Raw genomic sequence first — 24,866 nt, 5'->3', positions numbered from 1 at the left:
GCGGTCCTTTCGTAAGCGAAAGGGCTGCTTTTTTTATTGCTGATGGTTTGCTTGCTAACTTGGTTTCTAGCTTGATCAATTAGGGAAACATACATAGGACAAAAGATATATAAAGAAAGAAGGGGTGGAATATGATTACGTTTAAAAATGTGGAAAAAACATATCCGGATGGGTTTCAAGCTCTAAAAAACATAGAGTTCCATATTGAAAAGGGTGAACTCGTTGCTCTGATCGGGCCCAGTGGCTGCGGGAAAACCACTACGATGAAAATGATCAACCGTCTGATTGAACCAACCGGCGGAACCATCATGATCAACGGAGAAGATATATCTGAAAAGGACCCGGTTCAGCTTCGCAGGAACATAGGCTATGTTATCCAGCAAATCGGTTTGCTCCCGCATATGACCATCGGTGAAAATATATCGCTCGTACCCAGGTTGAAGGGATGGAAAAAAGAAGAGTACGAGGGGAAGGTGGATGAGCTTTTGAACCTGGTGGGGCTCGAACCCGAGACGTTCCGAGACAGATTTCCCGCAGAGTTAAGCGGCGGACAGCAACAAAGGATCGGGGTCATCAGGGCGCTTGCGGCCGAACCACCGGTCATTTTAATGGACGAACCCTTCAGTGCACTTGATCCCATCAGCAGGGAGCAGCTTCAGGATGAATTGATAAAGCTGCAGGATACCATTCAAAAGACCATTGTGTTTGTAACCCATGATATGGATGAGGCACTGAAGATTGCTGACCGGATTGCCATCATGAGAGAAGGAAGAATCATTCAGTTTGACACCCCTGAAAAAATCCTGCGTCATCCTGCCGATGATTTTGTGAAAGGATTTATTGGCGAGCAAAGACTTGAGGAAGCCTCCAATGAGCAACCCACAGCCACGGACCTGATGATCGAAAAAGTAGTAACAGCCAAACCCACGAGGGGACTGGCCGAAGCATTAAAAATGATGAAACGATATAGAGTCGACAGCCTGCTGGTCACCAATTCAGCCAACCATTTACTCGGAATTGCGACGGTTGATGCGGTTGAGCGCCATTACAACGAGGAAGACAAAACGCTGGCAGACATTATGGAAGCAGATTTTGATTCGGTTTCTGTAGAAACACCGTATACGGATGTGGCAGAGATCTTTGCCACAAAAAAATCCCCATTTATACCTGTGCTGGACGGAGAAATACTGGCTGGCCTGATCACTCGTTCTACGATGATGCGCGGCCTTGCGGGCTTGAAGATCACCGGAAGACAGGAAGGAGCAACGGCCGATGAACAATAAAAACTTCCTTTCAACACTTGCTGATACGTTCCAGACACGCTGGCCGGATATTTGGGAAGGCCTTCAGCAGCATTTGTTTTTATCACTGGTTTCCATTATCATCGCTGCTGTTATCGCCATTCCCCTTGGCATCTTTATTTCAAGAAGAGCAAGAGTAGCCGAACCGGTGATCGGAGTCACAGCGATTTTTCAGACCATTCCGAGTCTCGCGCTGTTCGGTTTCTTATTGCCTTTGTTTGGCATCGGAAGCACAACCGCAATTATCGCCCTGACGGTTTATGCCCTGCTTCCTATTTTAAGAAATACATACGCCGGAATTACAGGGGTCGATCAGTCCGCCGTGGAAGCCGGACGGGGGATGGGAATGACCAAAAACCAGATCTTGAGAATGATCGAACTTCCACTGGCCATGCCGATTATTATGGCCGGCCTTCGTACAGCGACGGTATTGACTATAGGTGTGGCTACACTTGCCGCCTTTATCGGAGCAGGAGGGCTCGGTGACCTCATATACAGGGGTCTTTCCACCACAAGAAACGAATTGGTGCTTGCCGGGGCTATTCCTGCAGCACTTCTTGCTCTTGTCATCGACTATTTACTAAAACGGATTGAGATTGCCTCCAATCCTGTCGGGCGTAAAAAGTTTTCCTGGAAGAAGGTGGGGATTATTCTTGTTCCCGTGACAGCAGTGCTATTGTTCTTTGCTCTCAGAGGGGGAACAACGGAAGATGCAATCAAAATTTCCGGAAAAAAATGGACGGAACAATATATACTTCCGTATGTCATTGCAGAATACGTGGAAGACAAAACCGATTATAAAATGGATGTGGGAGAAGGACTCGGAGAGACAGCGATTCTGACTCAGGCGATAAAAAAGGGAGATATCGACATGTACGTGGAATACACAGGTACAGCTTTTATGGATATTTTAAAAGAGGAATATTCCCCTGACATCTCCGCAGACCAAACGTATGAACGTGTAAAAGAAGGCTACAAAAAGAAATACAAGCTGGACTGGCTAAAGCCGCTTGGTTTCCAGAATACCTATGCCATTGCTGTAAGGCCGCAAAAGTACAAGGAACTCGGGGTAAAGACCACATCTGAGCTTGCAGATAAATCTTCTGAGGTCACATTTGGAGCCCCTACGGAATTTTTTGAGCGGCAGGATGGATACCCTGGTTTTCAAAAAGCCTACAAATTTAACTTTAAAGATAAAAAAAGCCTGGATCCAAACTTGATGTACGCGGCGGTTAAGAACGGAAAAGTGGATACGATCGCTGCATTTACAACGGACGGAAGGATTCCACGCTATAACCTGGAGCTTTTAAAGGATGACAAAAAGTTCTTTCCTCCTTATTATGCAGCGCCCATTGTCCGTGAAGAAACGCTGAAGAAGTATCCGAAACTCAAAAGCACAGTCAATGAGCTTGCAGGAAAAATAAGCGATAAAGATATGGCCGAAATGAATGCCAAGGTGGATATCGATAAAGAAGAGCCCAGAGATGTCGCAAGGGATTTTCTTAAAAAGAAAAAGTTAATTAAGTAATTGGACAAAAAACAGCCCGGCATTTATGATCTGAACCCAAAAAGTTAGACACGAAATTTTAAGCAGCTACTTCGGCATGAGTCCGGTATTGAACCGGGCTCATGCCTTTTAATTTTGCTTTTATCCGTTTTTTATTGTAGTAATCGATATACTGTTCCAATTCTTTTTTAAAGTGTTCCATACTTTCAAATTCTTTGAGATAAAGCAATTCACTTTTCAATAAGCCAAAGAAACTCTCCATGGCGGCGTTATCAAGACAGTTGCCCTTACGGGACATGCTTTGTGTTATATTTTTTTCTTTCAATGCATGCTGGTACCGTTTCATTTGATAATGCCATCCCTGATCAGAGTGAAGGATGGGGGCATCGTTCTCTTTCAATTGTTTGAATGCCTTATCCAGCATCTTTGAAACCAAAGAGTAAACCGGACGGTGTTCCATCTGATAGGCAACGATTTCTCCATTATATAGGTCAAGAACTGGCGATAAATATAGCTTTTCACCATGTAATTGAATTTCCGTCACATCGGTTACCCACTTTTCATTCGGTTTCGCTGCTTGGAATTTACGTGCTATAACATTTGGAGCGATTTTTCCAACATTTCCACGATAGGAGCGATATTTCTTCACCTTCACCAGAGACTTGATCTTCATTTTATTCATTAAGCGACGGACAGTTTTATGATTAAGTGAATAGCCTTGATTTTGTAATTCCCATCGGATCCGACGATAGCCATATCGACCTTGGTGCTCATTAAAAATCTGTTGAATAACAGCTTTCACTTCATGATATTTATCTGCACGATTCTTTTGTTTCATCCAGTAATAATACGTGCTTCGTGGAATGCCTGCGACCTCAACGAGGTCAATGACTTTATATTCATGCCTTAACTCATCAATCACTTCCGCTTTGACTTGTTCTGTGATTTTTCCTCTTCTTGAATTAAGGCTTGTAACTTTTTTAAGTATGCATTCTCCATACGTAATCTCTCATTTTCAGCTCGTAGAGCTTCGACGGATCCTTCTGATGGCTGCTTTCTTTTTGAATCTTTTTTCATGGATGAACGCCCCTTTATCTTTGATCGAAGAGCCTCAATCCCTTGCGTTTCAAAAAGTTGATACCAATTCCAAACGGTGCTGGGAGAAGCCACGTTGAAATGGGCGGCAGCTTCTGAGATAGATACTCCCGTTTCGTTTATATAGTGAAGTACGTCCATTTTAAACTCGATAGAATGATTTGTATATGATTCTTGAAAAGCCATTTCTCCGTGTTTTCGAAACTTGGCCACCCATTCTTTTAACATTGATGAAGTCACACTGTGTTTATAAGCGGTTTCTTTAAAGGAATCTCCCCCCTGAAGATAAGCATGAACAGCAGCTAATTTAGTTTCCAAAGAATACTTGGTCATGAAAAAACTGCACCTCCTATTGTTAGATGTGTCTAACAAAAGGGGTGCAGTTCATTATGCCGGGCTGTTTTTTGTTGTCTTACAATACCTTGCTCAAGAAAGATTTCGTGCGTTCGTGCTGAGGGTTGCCGAATAGCTCCGAAGGAACATTTTCTTCGACAATGTAGCCGCCATCCATAAAAATAACGCGGTCACCAACTTCACGGGCAAAGCCCATTTCGTGTGTGACAACGACCATGGTCATCCCTTCTTTTGCGAGCTGTTTCATGACTTCAAGCACTTCACCAACCATCTCGGGATCCAGAGCGGATGTGGGCTCATCAAAAAGCATGATTTTCGGATCCATTGCAAGTGCGCGCGCGATTGCGACACGCTGCTTTTGGCCGCCTGAAAGCTGGCCGGGAAAGCTGGATGCTTTATCCTTCAATCCAACCTTGGCCAGAAGCTCAAGTGCTTTTTCCTTCGCTTTGGCAGGAGCCATTCCCCGTACTTTAATCGGTCCGAGAGTTACATTTTCTATTACCGATTTATGCGGAAAAAGATTAAACTGCTGGAATACCATGCCGACATCCTGTCTGACAAGATTGATATTTACTTTTGGATCAACCAGGTTGTAGCCATTGACGATGACTTCTCCGCCAGTGATATCTTCGAGCTTATTCAAACAACGAAGGAACGTGCTTTTTCCCGATCCTGATGGACCGATAACACAGACCACTTCCCGTTCCTTGATTTCGGAATTAATATCTTTTAGCACTTCGAGATCGCCAAACGATTTTTTTAAATTTCGTACTTTTATCATAAAGAGTGCGTTCCCCCTTTTTTTTCTCTTCTTGTTCTCTCTATAACCTTTGTCAGATGATAGTTTGATTATACCTGTTAGATAGCAAGAATGCGATGAATTAACAACAGCTGCAAAAACATTATAATAATTTTCTGAAAAGTCGTTGACCTAATAGGCGATATCACCTATACTTTATCTATGGAAACGGTTTCATGATTTCGATTTCATAGTTAAATTGAAGGAGAAACGCAATGGCAACTATCCAAGATGTAGCAAAGCTGGCCGGACTGTCGAGAACGACTGTCTCCAGAGTAATCAATCGTCATCCGTATGTAACGGATGAAAAAAAACGATTGGTTATGAACGCGATGGAAGAGTTAAATTATGTCCCAAATTCTTCTGCCCGGAGGCTCAGAAAGCAGCAGACAGAAACCATTGCTGTATATGTTCCCAGAATTACAAATCCGTTCTTCAGTCAAATGGTAGAAGTGATGGGAAACTATGCTTCAGACAGAGGCTATCAGCTTATTCTCTGCCAAACAAGCTACAGCCGCAATCAGGAGATCAATTATCTGGAATTGTTAAAAACAAAGCAGGTAGACGGTCTGATCCTCACATCGATTGAAAATGAATGGAGCAGTATTGAGCCTTATATGAACTACGGTCCCATCATGTTATGCAACGAGTACAACGACCAGGCACAGGTACCAACTGTTTATCTTGACCAAATTGAGGGGGGATACATCGGGACCCGTCATCTTATTGAGCAGGGCCATACCCAGATCGCCTATTGTTCAGGAAACAACCACGCGTCACGGGTTGCATCCGACCGGTACACGGGGTATAAAAAGGCACTGGAAGAGGCAGGCATTGTTACGAACGAGGATTGGTTTCTCACAAATGCTTATAGTATTGACGATGGGAAGCGGGTCTTCAACGAAATCGCGAAAATGAATGACCGGCCGACAGCGGTTTTTACTGGAAGTGATGAAGTGGCGGCAGGAATCTGGAAGGAAGCTCTTAATCACAAATGGGATGTACCAAACGATTTGGCCATCATCGGCTTTGATGATCAGCCAGTTGCAGATTTGATTGGTTTAACTACGATCAGGCAGCCGATTAAGAACATGGCACAGCAGGCAATGAAGCAAATGATTGATATCATTCAACATAAACTGCCAAGTGAAAAAAAGGAAATTAAGCTGGATTTTGAGCTCATTAAACGGCGGTCTACCTGATCTGTAAAGAGCAGCAGTCCGCAAAACATATTAAAAGGGGGATTACCTACATGAACATCAAAAAAATCTCAAAAGTCATTACTACCTCGCTTGCTCTTTCACTCGTTTTATCCGCATGCAGTGACAATAAGGCAAGCACGGACGAGAAGAAGGATTCTGCAAACAAAGGCAAAAAGGTTGAGTTGATTTATGCACGTGGTAAAGATGATACGAATGCCACTCAAAAGATGGTAGCTGCATTTGAGAAAAAATATCCAAACATTGATGTGAAATTCCGTGAAATGCCCGCCGATACAGGGAAACAGCATAACGCTTATGTAACTGCTTTTAATGCGAAATCCGATGAGATTGATGTTTTTGATATGGATGTGGTTTGGCCGGCAGAGTTCGCTCAGGCAGGTTATGTTATGCCGTTGGATCGTTTTATACAGAAGGATGGAATCAAACTTGATGAATATAACGAAGGAGCATTGAGCGCTTCAAAATTTAAAGGAAAACAGTGGGCCCTGCCAAAGTTTATTGATGCCGGGATGCTGTTCTACCGTACAGACCTCGTAAAAGATCCGCCTAAAACATGGGATGACCTTTTGAAACAGGCAAAAGCGGACAAAGGAAAAGGCGGTACCAAATTTGGATACCTGATGCAGGCCAAGCAATATGAAGGGCTTGTCTGTAATGCGGTTGAGTTCATCGCTTCCTATGGAGGAGAGATCATCAATGAGAAAGGTGAAGTTGTGGTAGATTCTCCAGAAGCCATAAAGGGATTGAAGAAACTCGTAGAAGTGGCCACTTCTGATGTAGTGCCAAAGAATATCACCACATTTGCAGAACCGGAGAGCCATACGGCATTCATTAACGGGCAATCCGCCTTTATCCGAAACTGGCCGTATCAATTTGCGCTGGCAAATGACAAATCTCAATCCAAAATTGTAGGTAAAGTCGGCGTAGCTCCGCTTCCTGCCGGCGATAAGGGACCGGCTGCTGCACTTGGCGGCTGGCAGGCAGGAATCAACAAAAACACCGATGTACCAAAAGAAGCATGGCTGTTCCTTAAGTTTATGGCCGGAGAAGAGGGACAGAAAATGGATGCGATAAACGGCGGCCACGCGCCAACGATCAACAAGCTCTTTGATGATCCGGATGTCCAAAAAGCCAACCCTTACTTTAAAGAGGAAGGCTTCGTAAATGCGCTCAAATCAGCGGTTTCCCGCCCTGTAGCTCCAAACTATACGGAAATCTCGGATATTATCCAAATCCAGGTTTCCAAAGCGATCGCGAAAGAAATTACGCCGGAACAAGCAGCAAAAAACATGCAAAAAGAGATTTCTTCCAAAATGGAAAAGTAAAGATTTACTGTTAAATGCATAAGCCTTCATATTTTATGGAGGCTTATGCATAACAAATAACAAATATTGGTATCGATTCCAGAATGGAATGGATGGACTGCTGCTTCGCCAGCCCATCGATTGCATCCGTAACACAAGGGAGTGGCAAATGTGGAAGTGAAATTAAATCCAAGCCCAAGTCCTAAAAAGGATCCTGGACGGGCAAAAACATCTTCAAGTAAAAAAAGAAAAGCATCTGAAAAAAGGCTGGCTTACATGCTTGTAGCCCCTTCTCTGCTCTTGATCCTCTTGATCGCCATCTGGCCAGTTCTGCAATCCTTTTATTACAGTCTGTTTGACTTAAGATTGAACAATCCAACAAAATCGGAAGTTACATTAAGCTATCATCTGGACCTGGAAAAATATCTGAACAGCTATCCATTTCTTATCAATGTCCTGGAAGACGAAGCGGGCAAAGCAAAAGGCTCATCCGCAGAAACGTTAAATGGATTGATCTCGGAATTAAAAGAGGTGGATGCTGGAATTCAGGAAGATTCAGCGGTTAAAAAACAATATCAGCAGGTCGATGACAAGCTGACGAACATGGAACCGGTAAGTGAAGAATTAAGTTCAGTAAAAGTCGACAAAAGTGATGCACTGAAACTCGATAAAACCCTTCATAAGGTATCGTCCGAAGTCAAAGGATTAAAAGGCCTTAAAAATGAAGAGGATGCCCTTGGCCTTTCTTCCTCCCTTAATGAAGCCGTGATTAAACCCAACTTTGTTGGATTTGATCATTACAAAAACAATTTGACGGATAATCGGATGTGGATGGCCATCTGGAATACAAGCGCCTTTACGATTGTTTCCGTTTTCCTTGAGCTTGTCATTGGGCTTGCGATTGCCGTACTGATCAATAAAGCCTTTTTTGGACGGGGGCTGGTGAGGGCTACCATTTTGATTCCCTGGGCGATTCCAACAGCGGTTTCCGCAAAAATGTGGCAGTTCCTGTACGACGGACAAAATGGAGTGGTTGCCCACATTTTTGAGAAGGTAGGTCTTGTTGGCAACGCCACTGATCTTTTGACCACCAACCTTGGTGCCATGTTTTCCATTATTTTTACCGACGTCTGGAAAACGACACCGTATATGGCGCTCCTACTGCTCGCGGGGCTGCAGACGATTTCATCTTCACTCTACGAGGCGGCCTCCATTGATGGAGCCTCGAAATGGAAGCAGTTTACAACGATCACTCTTCCATTATTGAAATCAAGTATTCTGGTCGCTTTATTGTTCAGAACCCTTGATGCCTTCCGTGTGTTTGACCTTGTGTTCGTACTCACAGGCGGAGGTCCTGCCAACTCCACAGAGACGATCTCCATCCTGGCCTACAAACGGATGTTTGAACAGACCAATTTTGGGGACGGGTCCGCTCTGTCGGTCATTGTATTTGTATGTGTGGCCGTCATTTCCATGATCTTTATTAAGGTTCTTGGCCGTGACCTGCTAACCGACAGATAAGAAACGTGTATAAAAGGAGTGAGAACTTGTGAATAAAAAAGCAGGGCCGTTGTTTTATATCTTTCTTGCCATCTTTGTTTTTCTTGTTATGTTTCCGTTTATATGGATGCTTGTCAGTTCCATCAAACCGATAAATGAACTGTTCGGTGACAAGGCATTCTCACCGTTTACCAGTCACCCGACATTTGAAAACTATATTTCTGTTTTTACCAATTACCCGTTTCTGAAATATTTATGGAACAGTTTTGTAGTGTCTGGCATCACGACGTTATATACCGTTCTGATCGCATCGTTTACTGCCTATGCGATTGCACGTCTTCAATTTAAAGGAAAGACTGTTATTTTGGGATTGGTATTATCGGTCTCCATGTTTCCGCAGATTGCAACCATTTCACCCATCTATATTTTATTGAAAAATATTGGTCTGACCAACAGTTATCTTGGACTGATCATCCCGTATACCACCATCACGCTGCCACTTTCGATCTGGATTCTGGTTACGTTTTTCAGAAAGATTCCATTTGATCTTGAAGAGGCTGCCAAGATGGATGGAGCCACTTTGATGCAAACCTATTGGAAGGTTATCCTTCCGCTGGCCGTACCTGGTATCTTCACTACGGCCATCCTGGTCTTTATTGCGGCCTGGAATGAATTTTTGTTTGCTTTGACGATAAATACGGATCAAGCATTTAAAACTGTGCCGGTAGGAATCGCCATGTTTGAAGGGCAATTTACCGTACCGTGGGGCGATATCACCGCGGCCACTGTTATTGTTACAATCCCGCTCGTCATCATGGTACTGCTTTTCCAGCGCAGAATCGTGTCAGGGCTTACCTCGGGTGCTGTAAAAGAGTAAGAGTAAAGACCGGCCATTCCACAAGCCGGTCTTTTTTGCTGTTAACAGAAGTTTTGTTTAAATCCAATTTAAGGGTACACTGTTATTACCTAGAGACGAAACAGGGAGTGGGAAGATGAAACTAACCGTTATTGGCTATTGGGGCGGCTATCCGGGAAAGGGGGAAGCCACCTCGGGTTATCTGCTGCAGCACAATGGGTTCAATCTATTAATCGATTGCGGAAGCGGAGTTCTCTCCGGGCTGCAATCCTATATTCAGCCAGAAGAATTGGATGCAGTTATTCTTTCTCATTATCATCATGATCATGTGGCTGATATTGGTGTTCTCCAATACGCCAGACTTGTCCAATCTTTTCTGCAGTCAGGTGTTGAGACGCTGCCGATCTATGGTCATAATGAGGACCAGCAAGGCTTTGCGAATCTGACTTATCGTGAGGCAACGAAAGGAGTGGCCTATTTTCCAGAAGAAAGCCTGACTGTCGGGCCGTTTTCCATCACCTTTCAAAAAACGAAGCATCCGGCTGTTTGTTATGGCATGAGGATTACAGCGGGAGATCAAACCATCGTTTATACAGCGGATTCTGCTTATCTTCTAGAGTTTATTCCGTTCAGTACCGGAGCGGACCTGCTCATTTCGGAGTGCAACTTTTACAGTGATCAGGATGGCAGCGGCCCCGGCCATATGAATTCACATGATGCTGGGAATCTGGCCGAAGCGTCAGGTGTGCCGTTTCTTCTTCTGACTCACCTGCCTCATTTCGGTGACCGGAAACAGCTGGTATCTCAGGCGGGAGAAAAATATGCAGGACGAATTGAAGCCGCATATGCAGGCTGGACATGGGGAAATTGAAAAGCATCCATAAATTGCTACCTTTACGAAAGTCAGACAGCTTGCTATTCTTTTAAAAGAGTTGTATAACGAAAAAGGAGAATTTTTTTCTAACTGAGCAGTGAAGGAGAATAGGTCTATGCTGTTTATCGATAATCGCAATATTACAGATCCAAGGGTGAATTTGGCTATTGAGGAATATGCATTAAAGCATCTCGATATTAATCAAACCTACCTTTTATTTTATATAAATGAACCCTCCATTATCATAGGGAAAAATCAGAATACAGTAGAAGAAATCAATGCCGATTATGTGAGAGAGCATAACATTCATGTGGTCCGCCGGCTGTCCGGAGGGGGCGCGGTCTATCATGATACCGGCAATCTGAATTTCAGCTTTATTACCAAGGATGACGGAAACTCCTTTCATGATTTTAAAAAATTTACAGATCCTGTCGTAAAAGCTCTGAACAAATTGGGTGTGCATGCGGAACTGACCGGAAGAAACGATATTCAAGTAGACGAAAAGAAAATTTCCGGAAATGCCATGTTTACTACGAAAGGGCGGATGTTCAGCCATGGAACGCTGATGTTTGACTCGGAAATCGAAAATGTAGTTTCTGCCCTTAATGTAAAAATGGATAAAATCCAGTCCAAAGGCATTAAGTCCATCCGCAGCCGTGTAACCAATATCCGTGATCATCTTGATCAGGACATGACAATGGACGAATTCAAGCAAACGCTTCTCGCCTACTTATTTGAAGAGTTTGAAGAAGTGCCTCGTTATGAACTGACGGAAGTGGACTGGGAGAAAATCTATAAGATCTCAGAACAGCGTTACGATAACTGGGATTGGAACTTCGGTAAGTCTCCCAAATCAAACGTCGAACTCTCCAACCGGTTTGCCGGGGGATCAGTAGAAGTGAAGCTGCAGATCGAAAGAGGCATCATGAGGGAATGCAAAATTTATGGAGACTTTTTCGGAGTCGGCGATGTGCACGATATTGAGGAGCGACTGATCGACAAACGCTATGACCGGGAAGAAATCGAGAAAGCGATAAAAGACATAAACATGCGCCATTACTTCGGTAACGTTACAAAAGAAGAATTTTTGGATTTACTTTATTAATGTACATTAGGAAACACAGCAGGGATGTGCAAGTTTTAGAGCACAGCAGGGATGTGCAAGTTTTAGAGCACAGCCAGGCTGTGTTCTTTTTTGATTGTTTTTTGAGATTGTTGCTTTGGGAACAGTTTTTTAGTCCACCTGAAACGGAAATCAACCACTTTCAAGAGCTATAAAAGTTTATAACATATTTGACAGAATAATTGTAAAACGGTAAGCTTTAGAAAAACATATTACATATAAAATGCAATCGAAAATAAAACGTCATATTATTTCACTCGTAAATGTAAAGGCTTACAAATCCGTTCAAGAGGTGAATAGCTGTGATCTTTAATGTGGAAATGGAATGCATGGATCAGGAGGAAAAGCAGAACCTTCAACTTTCAAGGCTGAAAGAAACCGTGGAGAAGGTGTATGAAAAGGTACCGTTTTACAGAAAAGCATTTGCGGAAAAAGGAATTTCGCCTGAAGATCTTTGTTCTTTGGAAGATATAAAAAAGCTGCCCTTTACTGTGAAAAAAGACCTCAGGGACAACTATCCGTTTGACCTGTTCGCGGTTGAAACGAAGAATCTTGTCCGCGTGCACGCTTCTTCAGGCACCAGTGGCAAACCGACGGTTGTTGGCTATACAGCCAAAGATATTGAGAACTGGAGTGAAATGGTGGCCAGGAGCATTGCCATTGGAGGGGGAGAACCCGGGCAGTTTTTGCATAATGCTTACGGGTATGGCCTGTTTACCGGGGGACTTGGCCTTCATTACGGATCCGAGCGGCTCGGCATGGTGACTGTTCCTGTCTCAGGAGGGAACACGGAGCGTCAGATTCTGCTCATTGAAGATTTCAAGCCGGAGGTTATCTGCGGAACGCCGTGTTACGTTCTGACCATTGCCGAAAAGATGGAGAAAATGGGCAAAGATCCTCGTTCAACTTCATTAAAATACGGTATTTTCGGAGCGGAGCCATGGTCTGAGGAGATGAGGGCAGCGCTTGAAGAGAAGCTTGATATTAAGGCGAATGACATTTATGGGCTGAGTGAAGTGATGGGTCCTGGCGTAGCGATGGAATGCCATGAGGCTCAGAATGGTCTGCATATTATGGATGATCATTTTTATGTTGAAGTAATTGATCCGGAAACACTGGAGCCTCTTCCTGAAGGAGAGCCGGGGGAGCTGGTGTTTACCAGTTTAACAAAGGAAGCCTTTCCTGTGATTCGTTACCGGACAGGGGATATTGCCTCACTTCATAAGGAAAAATGCGCGTGCGGCAGGACTTCGGTCCGTATGTCCAGAGTAAAGGGGCGCATTGATGACATGCTGATCGTACGCGGAGTGAATGTGTTTCCTTCGGAGATCGAGAACTGCCTTCTTAAGGTGAATGAGCTTGTTCCTCATTATCAGCTTCATGTTCATGCCGATGGATTCCAGGAAAAGGTGGAGCTGCATGTTGAAATGACAGAGTCGTGCTTTGCATTAATCGGGCAAAATATAAACCATGACCAAATGGATAGCTTGAAGCATCAAATCAAACAAGCGGTCAAAAGCAGCTGCCTTGTGAACCTGGACATTCATGTACTTTCGCCTGGATCCATTCCGCGTTCGGAAGGAAAGGCGGTCAGGGTTGTTAGGCATAAAGCGGCTCAACTGAAAGTGTAGGTGGTTGTTATTTATATGACGTTATTTTATAATAACGGTAAATATACGTAATATATATAGGAGGGGCTATTGTGCAGGCAGGTCTCAGGTTTGAGCAGTTGACCAATGATGAGAAGCATCAGCATTTTATGGAAAGAATCAACCGCGGTGAAAAGATAGAAGCAGATGACTGGATGCCGGATGATTACCGAATCAGCTTGATCCGGCTGATTTCCATGCATGGCATTTCGGAAATTATGGGAGCGCTTCCGGAAAAGGAGTGGGTTCCAAAAGCGCCGTCCCTTCACCGCAAATTGGCCATCATGGCGAAGGTGCAGGATGAGATGGGTCACGGACAGCTCCTGTTGCGGGTAGCAGAGGATCTCATGGCACCGCTTGGCAAATCAAGAGAAGACATTATGCAGGATCTTTTTTCCGGAAAGTTAAAGTTTCATAACGTGTTTCACATGGAAGCGCCAACCTGGGGAGATGCCGGAATGATTGCCTGGCTGGTGGATGGTGCGGCCATTATTTCACAAAGTATGATGCTTGATTCCTCCTATGGCCCGTACGCCAGGGCGTTAAAGCGAATTTGTGCCGAAGAAGTTTTTCATGCGCAGCACGGCGAGAGCATCATTCTCGCTTTGGCGGAAGGAACACCGGAACAACGCGAGCTTCTGCAGGATTCTCTTAACCGCTGGTGGACATCGCTGATCATGTTCTTTGGTCCGAAATCTGCCAAAGAAACCGGCAATTCCAATGCAGACAGAAATATCATGTACAAAATCCGAACCAAGACCAATGAAGAACTGAGACAGGAATTCTTTACAAAATATATCCCGAGGATTTGGGCGCTCGGCCTTACGATTCCGGATGAGACCATCCACTTTGATGAAGAAGCACAGATGTGGATTTACAAGGATGTGGACTGGAGGGAGTTTAAGCAAATTGTTTCTGGAAACGGCCCTCGTTCACAGGAGCGCCTGGATCTAAGAAGAAGATCCTATGATAACAATGGCTGGGTTCGTGAGGCGCTTGCCGCCCAAAAGGCAATCTGAGGAGAGTGTAATTGGATGAGCGAGCAAGAAAATCAATTTTATAACGTGTATGAAGTGTTTAGCAAAAAGACCGATAAAGCTCCGTTTCAGCATCAGTTCAGCCTGTTGGCACCGAATGCTGATATGGCCCTTGTAATGGCGAAGGAGAATTTCTTTCGAAGAGAAACGGTCGCAGACATCTGGGTGGTCAAACGGGAAAATATCCGCGGCCTGACACAGGGTGAGCGGGAAATGCTGAAGCGGATGGATAAAAACTACCGGGAGACAAAAGGCTACGGCTATTTAAAGAAAAAGTGGCGCGACTACAACCAGGAACAGTTTACGGAGAAGCACATCATGGGCGGAAGGGAAGAGAGCCGGTGAACACCAAGACAATGAACGAACAGGAGCAATCAGCGCTTATAGAACTGATCTACCAGCTTGGGGATGATGATTTCATTCTGGCCTACAGAGGTTCTGAGTGGCTCGGGCTGGCACCGCACATCGAAGAAGATGTGGCCTTCTCATCCATCAGCCAGGATATGATGGGGCATGCCGCAATGTATTATCACCTTTTGGAGGAATTGGGGGAAGGCGAAGCCGATGGCTTGGCGCACCTCAGAAAACCGGAAGCCTTCCGAAATGCCATTCTGCTTGAAAAAGTAAATGGCAGTGGCACCTATCTCAAGAAGCCGGATTATGACTGGGCGTTTACGGTCGTAAGAAACTACTTTTATGCGGTATACAAACAGATTCGTCTGGAATCTCTAAGACTATCATCCTATGAGCCGCTGGCGGATGCGGCAAGAAAGATCATAACCGAGCAATATTATCATTTAATGCACTGGGAGCTGTGGTTCAAGCAGCTTGTGACAAGTACCGAAGAGGCCAAAAAGCGCATGCTCTCGGCAGTAGGGAAGGCGTGGAAAGATTTCGGCGGGGTGCTTACGCTCGGCCCATCCTACAGTGAAATGGTAAAAGGCGGATTCATAGAGGATGAAAATCTGCTGAAAAAACGCTGGCTGAACCGAATTGAAAAGATGTTTGTGGAAACAGGGGTTCCACCACAAGGTGAGCCGCTGATCGAAAGCGGAAATGGAAGAAAGGGAGAGCATACGCAAGATCTCGCAGACGCGCTTACCACTCTTTCAGAAGTTTATGTGACCAATCCGGCGTCTGGCTGGTAAGAAAGGGGAGAAAACATGGAGGCGGTGTTGCAGTCTATGAATCTCAAAGAAAAAGTCCTCTTGGCGTTAAAGGAAGTCACGGATCCGGAAATCTCATCCGTTAGCATCCTTGATCTGGGTATGGTGGAGGATGTGGTGGCCACAGACGGCTCAGTTGTAATCAAGGCGCTTCCAACGTTTGTCGGATGCCCGGCGCTTCAAATCATTGAACGGGGCATAAAAAAAGCAGCGAGTGAAGTAGATGGTGTTAATGAGGTAAAGGTAGACTTCGTGTTCTCACCCTCCTGGACAACAGACCGTATTACGGAGGAAGGGAAAATCAGGCTCAAGGAATTTGGCATTGCTCCGCCTCCGGCCAATCACGTGATGGGAGAACCGTGGAGCATTGATTGTCCGTATTGTGGGTCATCCTATGTCACGATGGAAAACATCTTCGGCCCTACCGCCTGCCGCAGCATTCTGTATTGCAAGTCTTGCAAAAATCCGTTTGAAGCCATGAAGCCTGTCGCAGACATGAATTAAAAGAAAGATAGAACATTAAATCCATAACATGAGAGGAAGATTTAAATGGTCAAATTAATCGCCCTTTACAAAACTCCGAAAAACAAGGAAAGCTTTGATGAGCACTATTACGGTACGCATACGGAAGTAACGAAGAAAATTCCGGGTCTTCGCAAGATGGAGGTAACTAAAATTACAGGCTCGCCAATGGGAGACAGCAAGTACTATTTGCTCTGCGAGATGTACTATGACGACCATGAATCTCTGCAGGCAGGCATGAAGTCTGCCGAAGGAAAAGCCTCCGGAAAAGATTTAATGTCCTTTGCGGGAGATCTGGTCACACTGATGATCGGTGAGGAAGTGGATGGCTGATTTGCAAAGCATAAAAACAAAAGTGGAAGACGGAATTGCGCTCATCGAGTTAAATCGGCCGGATGTGCTGAATGCCATCAGCAGAGGCATGGTCACAGAGATCCGCTCTGCCTTTGAAACGTTTGACAAACACGATGCGGTAAAGGCAATCGTTCTCACGGGAAACGAGAAAGCATTTGCTGCCGGGGCGGATATCGATGAGATGATGGAGGATGACGCAGTCACACTTGAACTGCTCAATCAGTTTAAGGACTGGGATCAGCTGCACACGATTAAAAAGCCAGTAATCGGGGCGGTCAGCGGCTATTGTTTTGGTGGGGGATTTGAGCTCGCTTTGTGCTGTGACATCCTGTTTGCCTCAGAAAAGGCTCAGTTTGGCTTCCCGGAAATTAAGCTTGGTGTCATGCCGGGTGCAGGAGGCACCGTCAAACTGACAAAACTGATGGGACCGAAAAATGCTCTCGAATGGCTGTGGCTTGGTGAACCAATGACAGCGAAGGAAGCGCAAAAACACGGAATCATTAACAGAATAGTTGCTCCAGAACTTGTGGTGGAAGAGGCTATGAAATTTGCCCGCACCATTGCAGATAAAGCACCGCTGTCTCTTCGGCTGATTAAGGAATCAGTCCGGTATGCGGCTGATCATTCCGTGCAAGACGGCATGCAGCTTGAAAGAAAGAACTTCTATTTGTTGTTTTCTTCGGAAGATCAAAAAGAAGGAATGAAAGCTTTTACTGAAAAACGGTATCCCCATTTCAAGGGAAAATAAGGAGGAGCGGTCCATGTTTGAAACCATTAACTATGAATCCAGAGCCGGGGTGGCCTGGATCACGCTGAACCGGCCGGACAAACTTAATGCCTTTACGGCAATGATGCATAAGGAAATGCTGGCTGCTTTAAAGAATGCGGGGAGAGACAAGGACATTCGGGCCATTGTCATTACAGGAGCAGGCAGGGCTTTTTGTTCCGGCCAGGATCTTGGCTCAAGCGATAATCCAGATTATGGCGAAGTGCTTCGCAAAGGATATAACCCAATGATTCAGGAGCTGGTTTCGATCGAGAAGCCTGTCATTGCAGCAGTCAATGGTGTGGCGGCAGGAGCGGGGATGAGTCTTGCACTTGCCTGCGATTTCAGAATCGCTTCAGAAAAAGCAAGCTTTATTGAAGCTTTCATCCACGTGGGTCTCGTACCGGATTCGGGCAACCTATATTTCCTTCCCCGGCTTGTCGGCCATGCAAAGGCAATGGAGCTTGCAGTGCTGGGTGAAAAGATTTCTGCAGACCAGGCGAAGGAATTGGGGCTGGTAACAAAAGTGGCAGAAGAAGCCTTTATTCAGGAAGTGGAAGCCTTTGCTGTCAGACTTGCCAGCATGCCGACTAAAGCCATTGGACTGATCAAGCGGTATATGAATAAAAGCTGGGAAAGTGATCTGAGCGAGGTTCTGGAATATGAAGCTCTTGCCCAGAAAACGGCAGGCGGCACCGAGGATCATAAAGAAGGCGTTTCGGCATTTATGGAAAAACGAAAGCCCGCGTTTACGGGAAGATAATAGACAAAAAAAAGCGGGCTGAACGGCTCGCTTTTACGATATCCTGGGAAGTGGAGGAGATGGTGTTGATGGAATCCATCGTTGTTGTGGGATCAGGTGTAATGGGTAGAGGCATTGCGTATGCTGCGGCGGCAGGAGGTTTTCATGTGCAGCTGGTGGATGTGCAGGAAGAAGCGCTGCAAAATGCCCGTGGTGAAATAGAAGCGATTTTTTCAAAAGGTGTTCAAAGAGGGAAGCTGACCGAGGAGCAGGCAGAAGGAGCGAGACAGAGGCTTTTTTACTCTAGCTCTCTTTCAGATGCTGTCAGCAGAGCTGATTTGGTCATTGAAGCAGTACCTGAAAATCTTGACATAAAAAAAGCGGTGTTTACCGAGCTTGATTCTTCTGCGCCGCCGCATTGTTATCTGGCCACCAATACATCGACGATGAGCCCGACAGAAATCGGATCGTTTACCTCCCGTCCGGATAAGGTGATTGCCATGCATTTCTTTAATCCGGTACATAAAATGCCTCTGGTTGAAATTGTCCGTGGTCACGAAACAAGTGACGAGACGGCACATGCTGCCAAAGAAGCAGCTGAGCGGATGGGGAAAGAAACAGTGGTGGTCAATGAATTTCCGGGCTTTGTAACAAGCAGGATATCGGCGATGGTCGGAAACGAAGCCTTCTATATGCTTCAGGAAGGTGTAGGTACACCGGAAGAAATCGATAAAGCGATCAAGCTCGGCCTGAATTATCCGATGGGACCATTTGAGCTGGGGGATCTGGTCGGGCTGGACACACGCCTGAATAATTTAAATTATCTTCATCAAACGCTGGGAGAAAAATACCGTCCGTGTCCACTGCTTGTTAAGTATGTGAAAGCAGGACGTCTTGGCCGGAAGACAGGCCGCGGCGTATATGATTATACAGCGGAGAAGGGCGGCGTGACGAAATGAGAGAGGTCGTAATTGTAGATGCCGTCAGAACGCCAATCGGCAGGTATAAAGGCAGCCTTAAATCCGTCAGGCCGGATGATCTGGCAGGCATCGCGATCAAGGCGTTGCTCGAGCGAAATCCGGATGTGCCAGTCTCACAGATTGAGGAAGTTGTCCTTGGAAACGCCAATGGTGCCGGTGAGGACAACCGGAATGTGGCCCGCATGGCTGCTCTTCTTGCCGGCCTTCCAGTCGAGGTTGGCGGAACGACGATCAACCGTCTGTGCGGTTCTGGGCTGGATGCGGTCATTTATGGCGCCAGGGCGATCATGGCCAATGAGGGAGACATTTTTATTGTTGGCGGAACGGAGAGCATGACAAGAGCTCCTCTTGTGATGGCAAAACCCGATGCGGAGTTCCCGCGCGGAGACATGAAAATGTTTGACACGACGATCGGATGGCGGTTCATCAATCCGCTGCTCAATGAACAGTATGGCACCGACTCCATGCCGCAGACGGCGGAGAATGTGGCGCAGCGATACGGCATTACCCGTGAGGCGCAGGACCAGTTTGCTGCAGAAAGCCAGCGCAGGGCCCAAAAAGCGGTAGAAGAAGACCGGTTTAAGGATGAAATTATCCCGGTAAGGCTTGAAGATAAAAAAGGTAATGAAAGCATTTTTGACAAAGACGAGCACCCCAGGCCTGGTACGACCATTGAAAAACTGTCCAAGTTAAAGCCTTTGTTCCCGGGCGGCACCATTACAGCAGGAAACGCGTCAGGAGTAAATGACGGTGCAGCAGCGCTGCTCATGATGAGTGCGGAAAAAGCGAAGGCGCTTGGCCTTACGCCGCTGGTTCGCTATAAAGCGTCTGCGGTTGCGGGACTCGAACCGTCAGTGATGGGGCTCGGTCCGATTGAAGCGTGCAGGAAAGCGGTGCAGCGGGCAGGCCTCACCATGGACGATGTGGAGCTGGTGGAATTGAACGAAGCCTTTGCATCGCAGTCGCTTGAATGCATCAATCAACTTGAGCTTGATCCCGAGAAGGTGAATGTAAATGGTGGTGCCATCGCATTCGGCCATCCGCTTGGTGCGAGCGGGGCCAGAATCTTGACCACCCTCATACACGAAATGAAAAAACGAAACACCAAATACGGGCTGGCAACAATGTGCATCGGTGTAGGCCAGGGAATTGCCGCAGTTGTTGAAAACATAGAATAAAGGAGAGAACCACATGCCAGAATCCATTCTTTATCAAGTGAAAAATCATATTGCCTATGTCACGCTGAACCGTCCGGAAGTACTTAACTGTTTCAATTTTCCCACTCTCCAGCGCCTCGGCGAAGTAGTTGAAGAAATTCATCACAGCCAGGACGTGCGTGTTGTCATTTTTACCGGTGCGGGTGAAAAGGCCTTTAGCGCAGGTGCCGACCTGAAAGAGCGTCGCACCCTTTCTGAAGCAGACGTAAAGCGGAACGTGCGGAAAATCCGTGATGTTTTTTCTAGCATTGAGGCGCTTCCGCAGCCTACCATAGCAGCCATTAACGGCCATGCGTTCGGAGGCGGTTTTGAGCTGGCGTTGGCCTGTGATATCAGAGTATCGTCGGAAGCAGCTTCCATGGGACTTACCGAGCTGAGCTGGGCGATCATCCCGGGTGCAGGGGGAACACAGCGTTTGCCGCGCCTGATCGGTCAGGCAAAAGCGCTTGAGCTGATCCTGACGGCAAAAAAACTCACCGCTGCTGAAGCAGAGCAATACGGCATTCTTAACCGGACCGTGTCCAAAGCAGAGTTGATGGCGGTATGCGAGGAGTACGCAGCGGCTATATTAAAGAATGGTCCCGTTGCTGTACAGCAGGCGAAGTATGCCGTCAAACACGGAATGGAAACCGACCTGCAGACAGGGCTGGCCATTGAAGCCAAAGCGTATGAATTGACCATTCCCACAAAAGACAGGGTCGAAGCGCTTGAAGCATTCGGCGAGAAAAGAGCTCCTGTTTTTAAGGGGGAATAGACCGGGGGACGCAGATGTCTTGTTCCAGACTCCTGGTTTTGGTAGGATAAGAGTCATTAAAAATGGACAGTAAAGCAAATGAGGGGACATGATGCAAAACAGTTTAAATACACGATCAATGATTTTTACGCTTTATGGGGATTATATCCGGCACTATGGAAATGAAATCTGGATCGGCAGCCTCATCCGGCTGCTCGAAGAATTCGGCCATAATGAGCAGGCGGTAAGGGCCGCTATTTCCCGGATGAACAAACAGGGCTGGATTGTTTCCCGCAAACAAGGGAACAAAAGCTACTATTATCTAACCCCGCGCGGCGTCAGGCGTATGGATGAGGCGGCCAAACGGATTTTCAAGCTTCAGCCGGAAAAATGGGACGGGTCCTGGTATATGTTCACGTACACCATTCCCGAGGAGAAGCGCAGCATCAGGGATGAGCTGAGAAAAGAGCTCGTATGGAGCGGCTTTGGTCTGTTGGCCAACAGCTTTTGGATCTCTCCGAATAACCAGAGAGAACAGATTAAACAGATGATGGAGAAGTATCAAATACAGGATTATGTCCATTATTTTACAGCAAAATACGAGGGACCGCACAAGAACGCCGAGCTGGTCAATGAATGCTGGGATCTGGCCGAAACAAATAAAAAGTATGATGAATTTATTAAAACGTATTCCCAGAAATATGTGATTGATAAAAATAAAATTGAAAAAGGCGAGATGAGCGAGGGAGAATGCTTTGTGGAGCGCACGAAGCTTGTCCATGAATACCGGAAATTTCTGTTTGTGGACCCCGGCCTTCCACAGGAACTGCTGCCCTCCGACTGGCTCGGAGATTATGCGGCCTCACTTTTTGGCGATTACTACAGAACACTCGCAGGTCCTTCAAGCTCCTTTTTTGAAAAGATTTATCAGGAGGGGAACGAGCTGAAGAAGGATAAATCCTACAATGCGCTGAACCATCCGCTCATTCAGGAGCTTTAAGCCTTTATGCAAACAAAAAGCACTTCCACCGCAAGGGAAAGTGCTTTTTTAAAACGGTTATTTTAACTCTTGTTTACATTGCTGTCCTTTTTGCCGGTATGTTTCGATGGTTAACGAGATGAGCTCTAAATCCTTATCAGTGAGTTCTCTGACCACCCTGCCTGGGGAGCCCATCACCATCGTCCGGGGAGGGATTTTCTTGCCGGATGGAACGAGGGTATTTGCGCCAATAAACGCCTGCTCACCAATCTCGGCGCCATCGAGAATTGTCGCTCCCATTCCGATCAAGGCGCCTTTTCGGATGGTGCATCCATGCAGGATCACATTGTGCCCGACGGAGACCTCATCTTCAAGCACAAGGGGAAATTGTTCATAAAGATGCAACGTGCAATTGTCCTGGACGTTGCAGCGGTCACCAATCGTAATGGGCCCGTCGTCTCCGCGAAGAACGCTGTTGAACCAAATACTAGATTCCATGCCGATGGTCACATCGCCAATAATATGTACGCCAGGCGCTATAAAAGCGCTTTCATCGATTTGTGGAGTTTTGCCGTTAAATGGATAGTTCATGTGTAACATCCTTCCTTTGGTTTTATCTAAGTATAACAGATTCATAGAAAGGAGAGAGAAGATGAACAGAGTTTGCAAGCAATTGGGAATCAGCTATCCGGTTATTCAGGGAGGGATGGGAAATGCGAGCAATGCCCCATTGACAGCAGCGATTTCAAATGCAGGAGCTCTCGGCACGATTGGAGTTGGCACCCGATCTCCTTCAGAGGTGGAACGGCTTATTGCGGAGACCGCTTCAAAAACAGAAAAACCATTTGCGGTGAACGTCCCTCTCGCCGTGGCATCAAATCTAAAAGAAATTTTTGAACTCATTATTAAGCACCGGGTACCGGTGGTTTCCCTATCAGCAGGAAATCCGGCACCCTTTATTCCCCGGCTCCAGGCGCACGGCATAAAAGCCATGTGTGTGGTGGGATCGGTCTATCATGCCCAAAAAGCAGAAGATGCCGGTGCGGATGTCATTGTGGGAGAGGGGTATGAAGCAGCCGGATTGAACTCTCCGTTTGAGACGACGACCATGACCCTGATTCCGCAAGTGGCAGATGCGATAAACGTGCCGCTGGTGGCTGCCGGCGGAATAGGAGACGGAAGAGGCATGGCGGCCGCGATGGTTCTCGGAGCGGAAGGTGTGCAGCTCGGAACGCGCTTTATATCGGTAAAGGAAGCGCCTTTTCATCTGCGCTATCAAGAAGCTCTCATTAAGGCGGGAGACAGGGATACCATGATCGTCGGCCGATCGGTCGGCCGAATAAGAAGAGTCATGCGAACGCCTTATTCGGAACAATTGCTGTCACGTGAAGAAAAAGGGATAACACTCGAGGAATTTAATGAAGTCACAGCTGAAAACCGCCATTTGGCCGGTGCCATGGAAGGCGATTTTGATAATGGGTATATCAACAGTGGCCAGGTGGCCGGACTGATTAAAAACGTGCCTTCTGCAAGCGAACTGATCCAATCCATCATGGAAGAAGCATCTTTAGCCCTCCAAGGCCAGGCAAAGGAAACCGCCCAATGGCAAAACGTGAAATAGCCTTTTAAAGGACTAGAATTTATAATATAATTAATTTTGTAAATAGTTCGACAAATTATGGAGACATGGCCGTTCAACAAGGACTGCAGCACGATAGGCAGATGTCTGAGGGAGTAAAAAGGGGGAAAAAGAGAATGAGAAAGTGGAAAAGCTTGCTTGGCGTTTCTCTGGCAGGAGTGTTGCTGCTTGGCGGATGCGGCACAAAGGACGGAAAAGAAGTAAATGGTGAAGCAAGGGATAAGGAGATTAAGATTGGGGTTACCCAGATCGTGGAACATCCGTCACTTGATGCTGCTTATAAGGGGTTTAAAAAGGCGATTTCAGCCAACGGACTGAAAAATGTGAAATATGATGTTCAGCTTGCCCAAGGCGACCCGAACAATTCACAGACTATCGCAAAAAATCTGGTTGGGGACAATGTGGATTTAATTTTTGCGAACTCCACACCAAGTGCGCAGCACGCTCTTAATGCTACAAAAGATATTCCTATCGTGTTCACATCCGTTACCGACCCGGTGGGGGCAAAACTTGTAAAAAGCTTTGACCAGCCGGGAGACAACATTACGGGAACCACGGATACGCATCCTGATGCCATCCCCAAAACCATTGAATTTATTGATAAAGAAACTGACGCCAAAACCGTTGGCCTCATCTATAACAAAGGAGAACAAAATTCCGTCGCTCAGGTGGATCTTGTAAAAGATGCGTTGAAAAAATCAGATCTCAAGCCGGTTGAAGTCAGTGTATCTACTTCAGCGGATGTGAAACAGGCAGCGGAGTCCCTTGTAGGGCGTGCGGATGTTTTTTACATTATCACCGATAACACGGTTGTTTCTGCGCTGGAGTCCGTCATCAGTGTAGCAGAGGATAAAGATATTCCGATGTTTGCCGGTGAACTGGATTCAGTAAAGCGCGGGGCCTTTGCCGCTTATGGATTTGATTATTATGACATCGGTTATGAAGCGGGAGAAATGGCGGCTAAAATCCTGAAGGGCGATAAAAAGCCGAGCGAACTAAAAGTGCAATATCCTCAAAAGCTTAAACTTGTGATCAATAAAAAAGCAGCAGAAGCGATGGGTGTCAAACTGAAGCCGGAATGGAAATCCATGGCTGAATATACCGAGTAATGCATATGTGTTGGGTTTGGCACAGAATGTCTTTGGA

At 46.1% G+C, this 24,866-nt stretch carries 25 protein-coding genes; 22 read left to right on the top strand and 3 right to left on the bottom strand.

The features are described 5' to 3' along the window. Positions 1 to 131: 131 nt before the first annotated feature. Together DMO16_RS11445 and DMO16_RS11440 are read left to right on the top strand one after the other, a co-directional pair. Entirely contained in the window at positions 132 to 1,283 is a 1,152-nt protein-coding gene (locus DMO16_RS11445) for an ABC transporter ATP-binding protein (RefSeq protein WP_061967276.1), read from the top strand. Further along, the gene (locus DMO16_RS11440; RefSeq protein WP_129477544.1) at positions 1,273 to 2,829 is read left to right on the top strand and encodes a glycine betaine ABC transporter substrate-binding protein; all 1,557 of its coding nucleotides are present in this window, start codon (positions 1,273 to 1,275) and stop codon (positions 2,827 to 2,829) included. Before DMO16_RS11445 ends, DMO16_RS11440 begins: the two co-directional genes overlap by 11 nt. A 58-nt stretch (positions 2,830 to 2,887) precedes the next feature. Here the strand turns inward: DMO16_RS11440 and DMO16_RS11435 are convergent. Next, positions 2,888 to 4,236, bottom strand: a protein-coding gene (locus DMO16_RS11435; RefSeq protein ID WP_129474832.1) for an IS3 family transposase whose coding sequence is annotated in 2 segments (ribosomal slippage) — positions 2,888 to 3,777 and positions 3,777 to 4,236 — 1,350 coding nt in all. Because the reading frame shifts where the segments join, the coding sequence is not laid out codon by codon here. 79 nt (positions 4,237 to 4,315) lie between these two features. Continuing rightward, the gene (locus tag DMO16_RS11430) at positions 4,316 to 5,038 is read right to left on the bottom strand and encodes an amino acid ABC transporter ATP-binding protein (protein WP_061967281.1); all 723 of its coding nucleotides are present in this window, start codon (positions 5,036 to 5,038) and stop codon (positions 4,316 to 4,318) included. 233 nt (positions 5,039 to 5,271) lie between these two features. Between DMO16_RS11430 and DMO16_RS11425 the strand changes: the two genes are divergently transcribed. The 18 genes from DMO16_RS11425 to paaX all read left to right on the top strand — a co-directional run bounded on the left by DMO16_RS11425 (position 5,272) and on the right by paaX (position 22,102). Next, positions 5,272 to 6,258 carry a LacI family DNA-binding transcriptional regulator gene (locus tag DMO16_RS11425; RefSeq protein ID WP_129477541.1) on the top strand — a complete coding sequence of 329 codons (987 nt, stop codon included), beginning with the start codon at positions 5,272 to 5,274 and terminating at the stop codon, positions 6,256 to 6,258. 50 nt (positions 6,259 to 6,308) lie between these two features. Next, positions 6,309 to 7,604 (top strand): ABC transporter substrate-binding protein, encoded by a 1,296-nt coding sequence (locus tag DMO16_RS11420; protein WP_061967283.1) that lies wholly within the window; start codon positions 6,309 to 6,311, stop codon positions 7,602 to 7,604. Positions 7,605 to 7,859: 255 nt separating this feature from the next. After that, positions 7,860 to 9,104, top strand: coding sequence for a carbohydrate ABC transporter permease (locus DMO16_RS11415; RefSeq protein WP_129480377.1), 1,245 nt, complete (start codon positions 7,860 to 7,862; stop codon positions 9,102 to 9,104). 28 nt (positions 9,105 to 9,132) lie between these two features. Further along, complete coding sequence (locus tag DMO16_RS11410; protein ID WP_061967284.1) at positions 9,133 to 9,960, top strand: carbohydrate ABC transporter permease; 828 nt, start codon at positions 9,133 to 9,135, stop codon at positions 9,958 to 9,960. A 115-nt stretch (positions 9,961 to 10,075) separates the two neighbouring features. Next, a complete protein-coding gene (locus DMO16_RS11405; RefSeq protein WP_061967285.1) occupies positions 10,076 to 10,810 on the top strand; it encodes an MBL fold metallo-hydrolase in 735 nt (244 codons plus the stop codon). A gap of 118 nt (positions 10,811 to 10,928) precedes the next feature. Continuing rightward, positions 10,929 to 11,918: a lipoate--protein ligase gene (locus DMO16_RS11400; RefSeq protein ID WP_061967289.1), complete on the top strand. Its 990-nt coding sequence runs from the start codon at positions 10,929 to 10,931 to the stop codon at positions 11,916 to 11,918. A gap of 338 nt (positions 11,919 to 12,256) precedes the next feature. Continuing rightward, positions 12,257 to 13,567, top strand: a complete 1,311-nt coding sequence (gene paaK, locus DMO16_RS11395; RefSeq protein ID WP_129480376.1) for a phenylacetate--CoA ligase PaaK — start codon at positions 12,257 to 12,259, stop codon at positions 13,565 to 13,567. Positions 13,568 to 13,695: 128 nt separating this feature from the next. Further along, on the top strand, positions 13,696 to 14,604 hold the full coding sequence (gene paaA / locus DMO16_RS11390) for a 1,2-phenylacetyl-CoA epoxidase subunit PaaA (RefSeq protein ID WP_425590068.1): 909 nt from the start codon (positions 13,696 to 13,698) through the stop codon (positions 14,602 to 14,604). Between the two features lie 15 nt (positions 14,605 to 14,619). Then, the gene (gene paaB, locus DMO16_RS11385) at positions 14,620 to 14,967 is read left to right on the top strand and encodes a 1,2-phenylacetyl-CoA epoxidase subunit PaaB (protein ID WP_061967291.1); all 348 of its coding nucleotides are present in this window, start codon (positions 14,620 to 14,622) and stop codon (positions 14,965 to 14,967) included. 11 nt (positions 14,968 to 14,978) lie between these two features. Then, positions 14,979 to 15,770, top strand: a complete 792-nt coding sequence (gene paaC, locus DMO16_RS11380; protein ID WP_129480375.1) for a 1,2-phenylacetyl-CoA epoxidase subunit PaaC — start codon at positions 14,979 to 14,981, stop codon at positions 15,768 to 15,770. Between the two features lie 36 nt (positions 15,771 to 15,806). Next, positions 15,807 to 16,292, top strand: coding sequence for a 1,2-phenylacetyl-CoA epoxidase subunit PaaD (paaD, locus tag DMO16_RS11375; RefSeq protein ID WP_129480374.1), 486 nt, complete (start codon positions 15,807 to 15,809; stop codon positions 16,290 to 16,292). Positions 16,293 to 16,337: 45 nt separating this feature from the next. Beyond that, a complete protein-coding gene (locus DMO16_RS11370) occupies positions 16,338 to 16,643 on the top strand; it encodes an EthD family reductase (RefSeq protein WP_061967296.1) in 306 nt (101 codons plus the stop codon). Further along, the gene (locus DMO16_RS11365; protein ID WP_129477537.1) at positions 16,636 to 17,412 is read left to right on the top strand and encodes an enoyl-CoA hydratase/isomerase family protein; all 777 of its coding nucleotides are present in this window, start codon (positions 16,636 to 16,638) and stop codon (positions 17,410 to 17,412) included. Before DMO16_RS11370 ends, DMO16_RS11365 begins: the two co-directional genes overlap by 8 nt. Positions 17,413 to 17,425: 13 nt before the next feature. After that, the gene (locus tag DMO16_RS11360; RefSeq protein ID WP_129477535.1) at positions 17,426 to 18,193 is read left to right on the top strand and encodes an enoyl-CoA hydratase-related protein; all 768 of its coding nucleotides are present in this window, start codon (positions 17,426 to 17,428) and stop codon (positions 18,191 to 18,193) included. Between the two features lie 65 nt (positions 18,194 to 18,258). Beyond that, complete coding sequence (locus tag DMO16_RS11355; RefSeq protein ID WP_129477533.1) at positions 18,259 to 19,131, top strand: 3-hydroxyacyl-CoA dehydrogenase; 873 nt, start codon at positions 18,259 to 18,261, stop codon at positions 19,129 to 19,131. After that, positions 19,128 to 20,330 carry a thiolase family protein gene (locus DMO16_RS11350; protein WP_129477531.1) on the top strand — a complete coding sequence of 401 codons (1,203 nt, stop codon included), beginning with the start codon at positions 19,128 to 19,130 and terminating at the stop codon, positions 20,328 to 20,330. Before DMO16_RS11355 ends, DMO16_RS11350 begins: the two co-directional genes overlap by 4 nt. Positions 20,331 to 20,343: 13 nt before the next feature. Further along, on the top strand, positions 20,344 to 21,123 hold the full coding sequence (locus tag DMO16_RS11345) for an enoyl-CoA hydratase-related protein (RefSeq protein WP_129477529.1): 780 nt from the start codon (positions 20,344 to 20,346) through the stop codon (positions 21,121 to 21,123). A 118-nt stretch (positions 21,124 to 21,241) separates the two neighbouring features. Continuing rightward, a complete protein-coding gene (paaX, locus tag DMO16_RS11340) occupies positions 21,242 to 22,102 on the top strand; it encodes a phenylacetic acid degradation operon negative regulatory protein PaaX (RefSeq protein WP_241840546.1) in 861 nt (286 codons plus the stop codon). A gap of 57 nt (positions 22,103 to 22,159) precedes the next feature. On the opposite strand, the gene DMO16_RS11335 is transcribed toward paaX, so the two are convergent. Continuing rightward, complete coding sequence (locus tag DMO16_RS11335; RefSeq protein ID WP_129477527.1) at positions 22,160 to 22,672, bottom strand: gamma carbonic anhydrase family protein; 513 nt, start codon at positions 22,670 to 22,672, stop codon at positions 22,160 to 22,162. 61 nt (positions 22,673 to 22,733) lie between these two features. Here DMO16_RS11335 and DMO16_RS11330 point away from each other — a divergent pair, with 61 nt between their 5' ends. Then, positions 22,734 to 23,702 (top strand): NAD(P)H-dependent flavin oxidoreductase, encoded by a 969-nt coding sequence (locus DMO16_RS11330; protein ID WP_129477525.1) that lies wholly within the window; start codon positions 22,734 to 22,736, stop codon positions 23,700 to 23,702. A 134-nt stretch (positions 23,703 to 23,836) separates the two neighbouring features. After that, positions 23,837 to 24,829, top strand: coding sequence for an ABC transporter substrate-binding protein (locus DMO16_RS11325; RefSeq protein ID WP_061967320.1), 993 nt, complete (start codon positions 23,837 to 23,839; stop codon positions 24,827 to 24,829). The last annotated feature ends 37 nt before the right edge of the window (positions 24,830 to 24,866 follow it).

It is taken from the genome of Fictibacillus sp. S7 (assembly GCF_004127935.1).
GTDB lineage: Bacteria > Bacillota > Bacilli > Bacillales > Fictibacillaceae > Fictibacillus_C > Fictibacillus_C enclensis.
This window is presented reverse-complemented; position numbering and strand designations above follow the sequence as displayed.

Excerpts from the sequence above, each read along its gene's own strand:
- DMO16_RS11445 (WP_061967276.1), top strand. The coding sequence starts at position 132 with ATGATTACGTTTAAAAATGTGGAAAAAACATATCCGGATGGGTTTCAA.
- DMO16_RS11440 (WP_129477544.1), top strand. The coding sequence starts at position 1,273 with ATGAACAATAAAAACTTCCTTTCAACACTTGCTGATACGTTCCAGACA.
- DMO16_RS11430 (WP_061967281.1), bottom strand. The coding sequence starts at position 5,038 with ATGATAAAAGTACGAAATTTAAAAAAATCGTTTGGCGATCTCGAAGTG.
- DMO16_RS11425 (WP_129477541.1), top strand. The coding sequence starts at position 5,272 with ATGGCAACTATCCAAGATGTAGCAAAGCTGGCCGGACTGTCGAGAACG.
- DMO16_RS11420 (WP_061967283.1), top strand. The coding sequence starts at position 6,309 with ATGAACATCAAAAAAATCTCAAAAGTCATTACTACCTCGCTTGCTCTT.
- DMO16_RS11415 (WP_129480377.1), top strand. The coding sequence starts at position 7,860 with ATGCTTGTAGCCCCTTCTCTGCTCTTGATCCTCTTGATCGCCATCTGG.
- DMO16_RS11405 (WP_061967285.1), top strand. The coding sequence starts at position 10,076 with ATGAAACTAACCGTTATTGGCTATTGGGGCGGCTATCCGGGAAAGGGG.
- DMO16_RS11400 (WP_061967289.1), top strand. The coding sequence starts at position 10,929 with ATGCTGTTTATCGATAATCGCAATATTACAGATCCAAGGGTGAATTTG.
- paaK (WP_129480376.1), top strand. The coding sequence starts at position 12,257 with ATGGAATGCATGGATCAGGAGGAAAAGCAGAACCTTCAACTTTCAAGG.
- paaA (WP_425590068.1), top strand. The coding sequence starts at position 13,696 with ATGGAAAGAATCAACCGCGGTGAAAAGATAGAAGCAGATGACTGGATG.
- paaB (WP_061967291.1), top strand. The coding sequence starts at position 14,620 with ATGAGCGAGCAAGAAAATCAATTTTATAACGTGTATGAAGTGTTTAGC.
- paaC (WP_129480375.1), top strand. The coding sequence starts at position 14,979 with ATGAACGAACAGGAGCAATCAGCGCTTATAGAACTGATCTACCAGCTT.
- paaD (WP_129480374.1), top strand. The coding sequence starts at position 15,807 with ATGAATCTCAAAGAAAAAGTCCTCTTGGCGTTAAAGGAAGTCACGGAT.
- DMO16_RS11370 (WP_061967296.1), top strand. The coding sequence starts at position 16,338 with ATGGTCAAATTAATCGCCCTTTACAAAACTCCGAAAAACAAGGAAAGC.
- DMO16_RS11365 (WP_129477537.1), top strand. The coding sequence starts at position 16,636 with ATGGCTGATTTGCAAAGCATAAAAACAAAAGTGGAAGACGGAATTGCG.
- DMO16_RS11360 (WP_129477535.1), top strand. The coding sequence starts at position 17,426 with ATGTTTGAAACCATTAACTATGAATCCAGAGCCGGGGTGGCCTGGATC.
- DMO16_RS11350 (WP_129477531.1), top strand. The coding sequence starts at position 19,128 with ATGAGAGAGGTCGTAATTGTAGATGCCGTCAGAACGCCAATCGGCAGG.
- DMO16_RS11345 (WP_129477529.1), top strand. The coding sequence starts at position 20,344 with ATGCCAGAATCCATTCTTTATCAAGTGAAAAATCATATTGCCTATGTC.
- paaX (WP_241840546.1), top strand. The coding sequence starts at position 21,242 with ATGATTTTTACGCTTTATGGGGATTATATCCGGCACTATGGAAATGAA.
- DMO16_RS11335 (WP_129477527.1), bottom strand. The coding sequence starts at position 22,672 with ATGAACTATCCATTTAACGGCAAAACTCCACAAATCGATGAAAGCGCT.
- DMO16_RS11330 (WP_129477525.1), top strand. The coding sequence starts at position 22,734 with ATGAACAGAGTTTGCAAGCAATTGGGAATCAGCTATCCGGTTATTCAG.
- DMO16_RS11325 (WP_061967320.1), top strand. The coding sequence starts at position 23,837 with ATGAGAAAGTGGAAAAGCTTGCTTGGCGTTTCTCTGGCAGGAGTGTTG.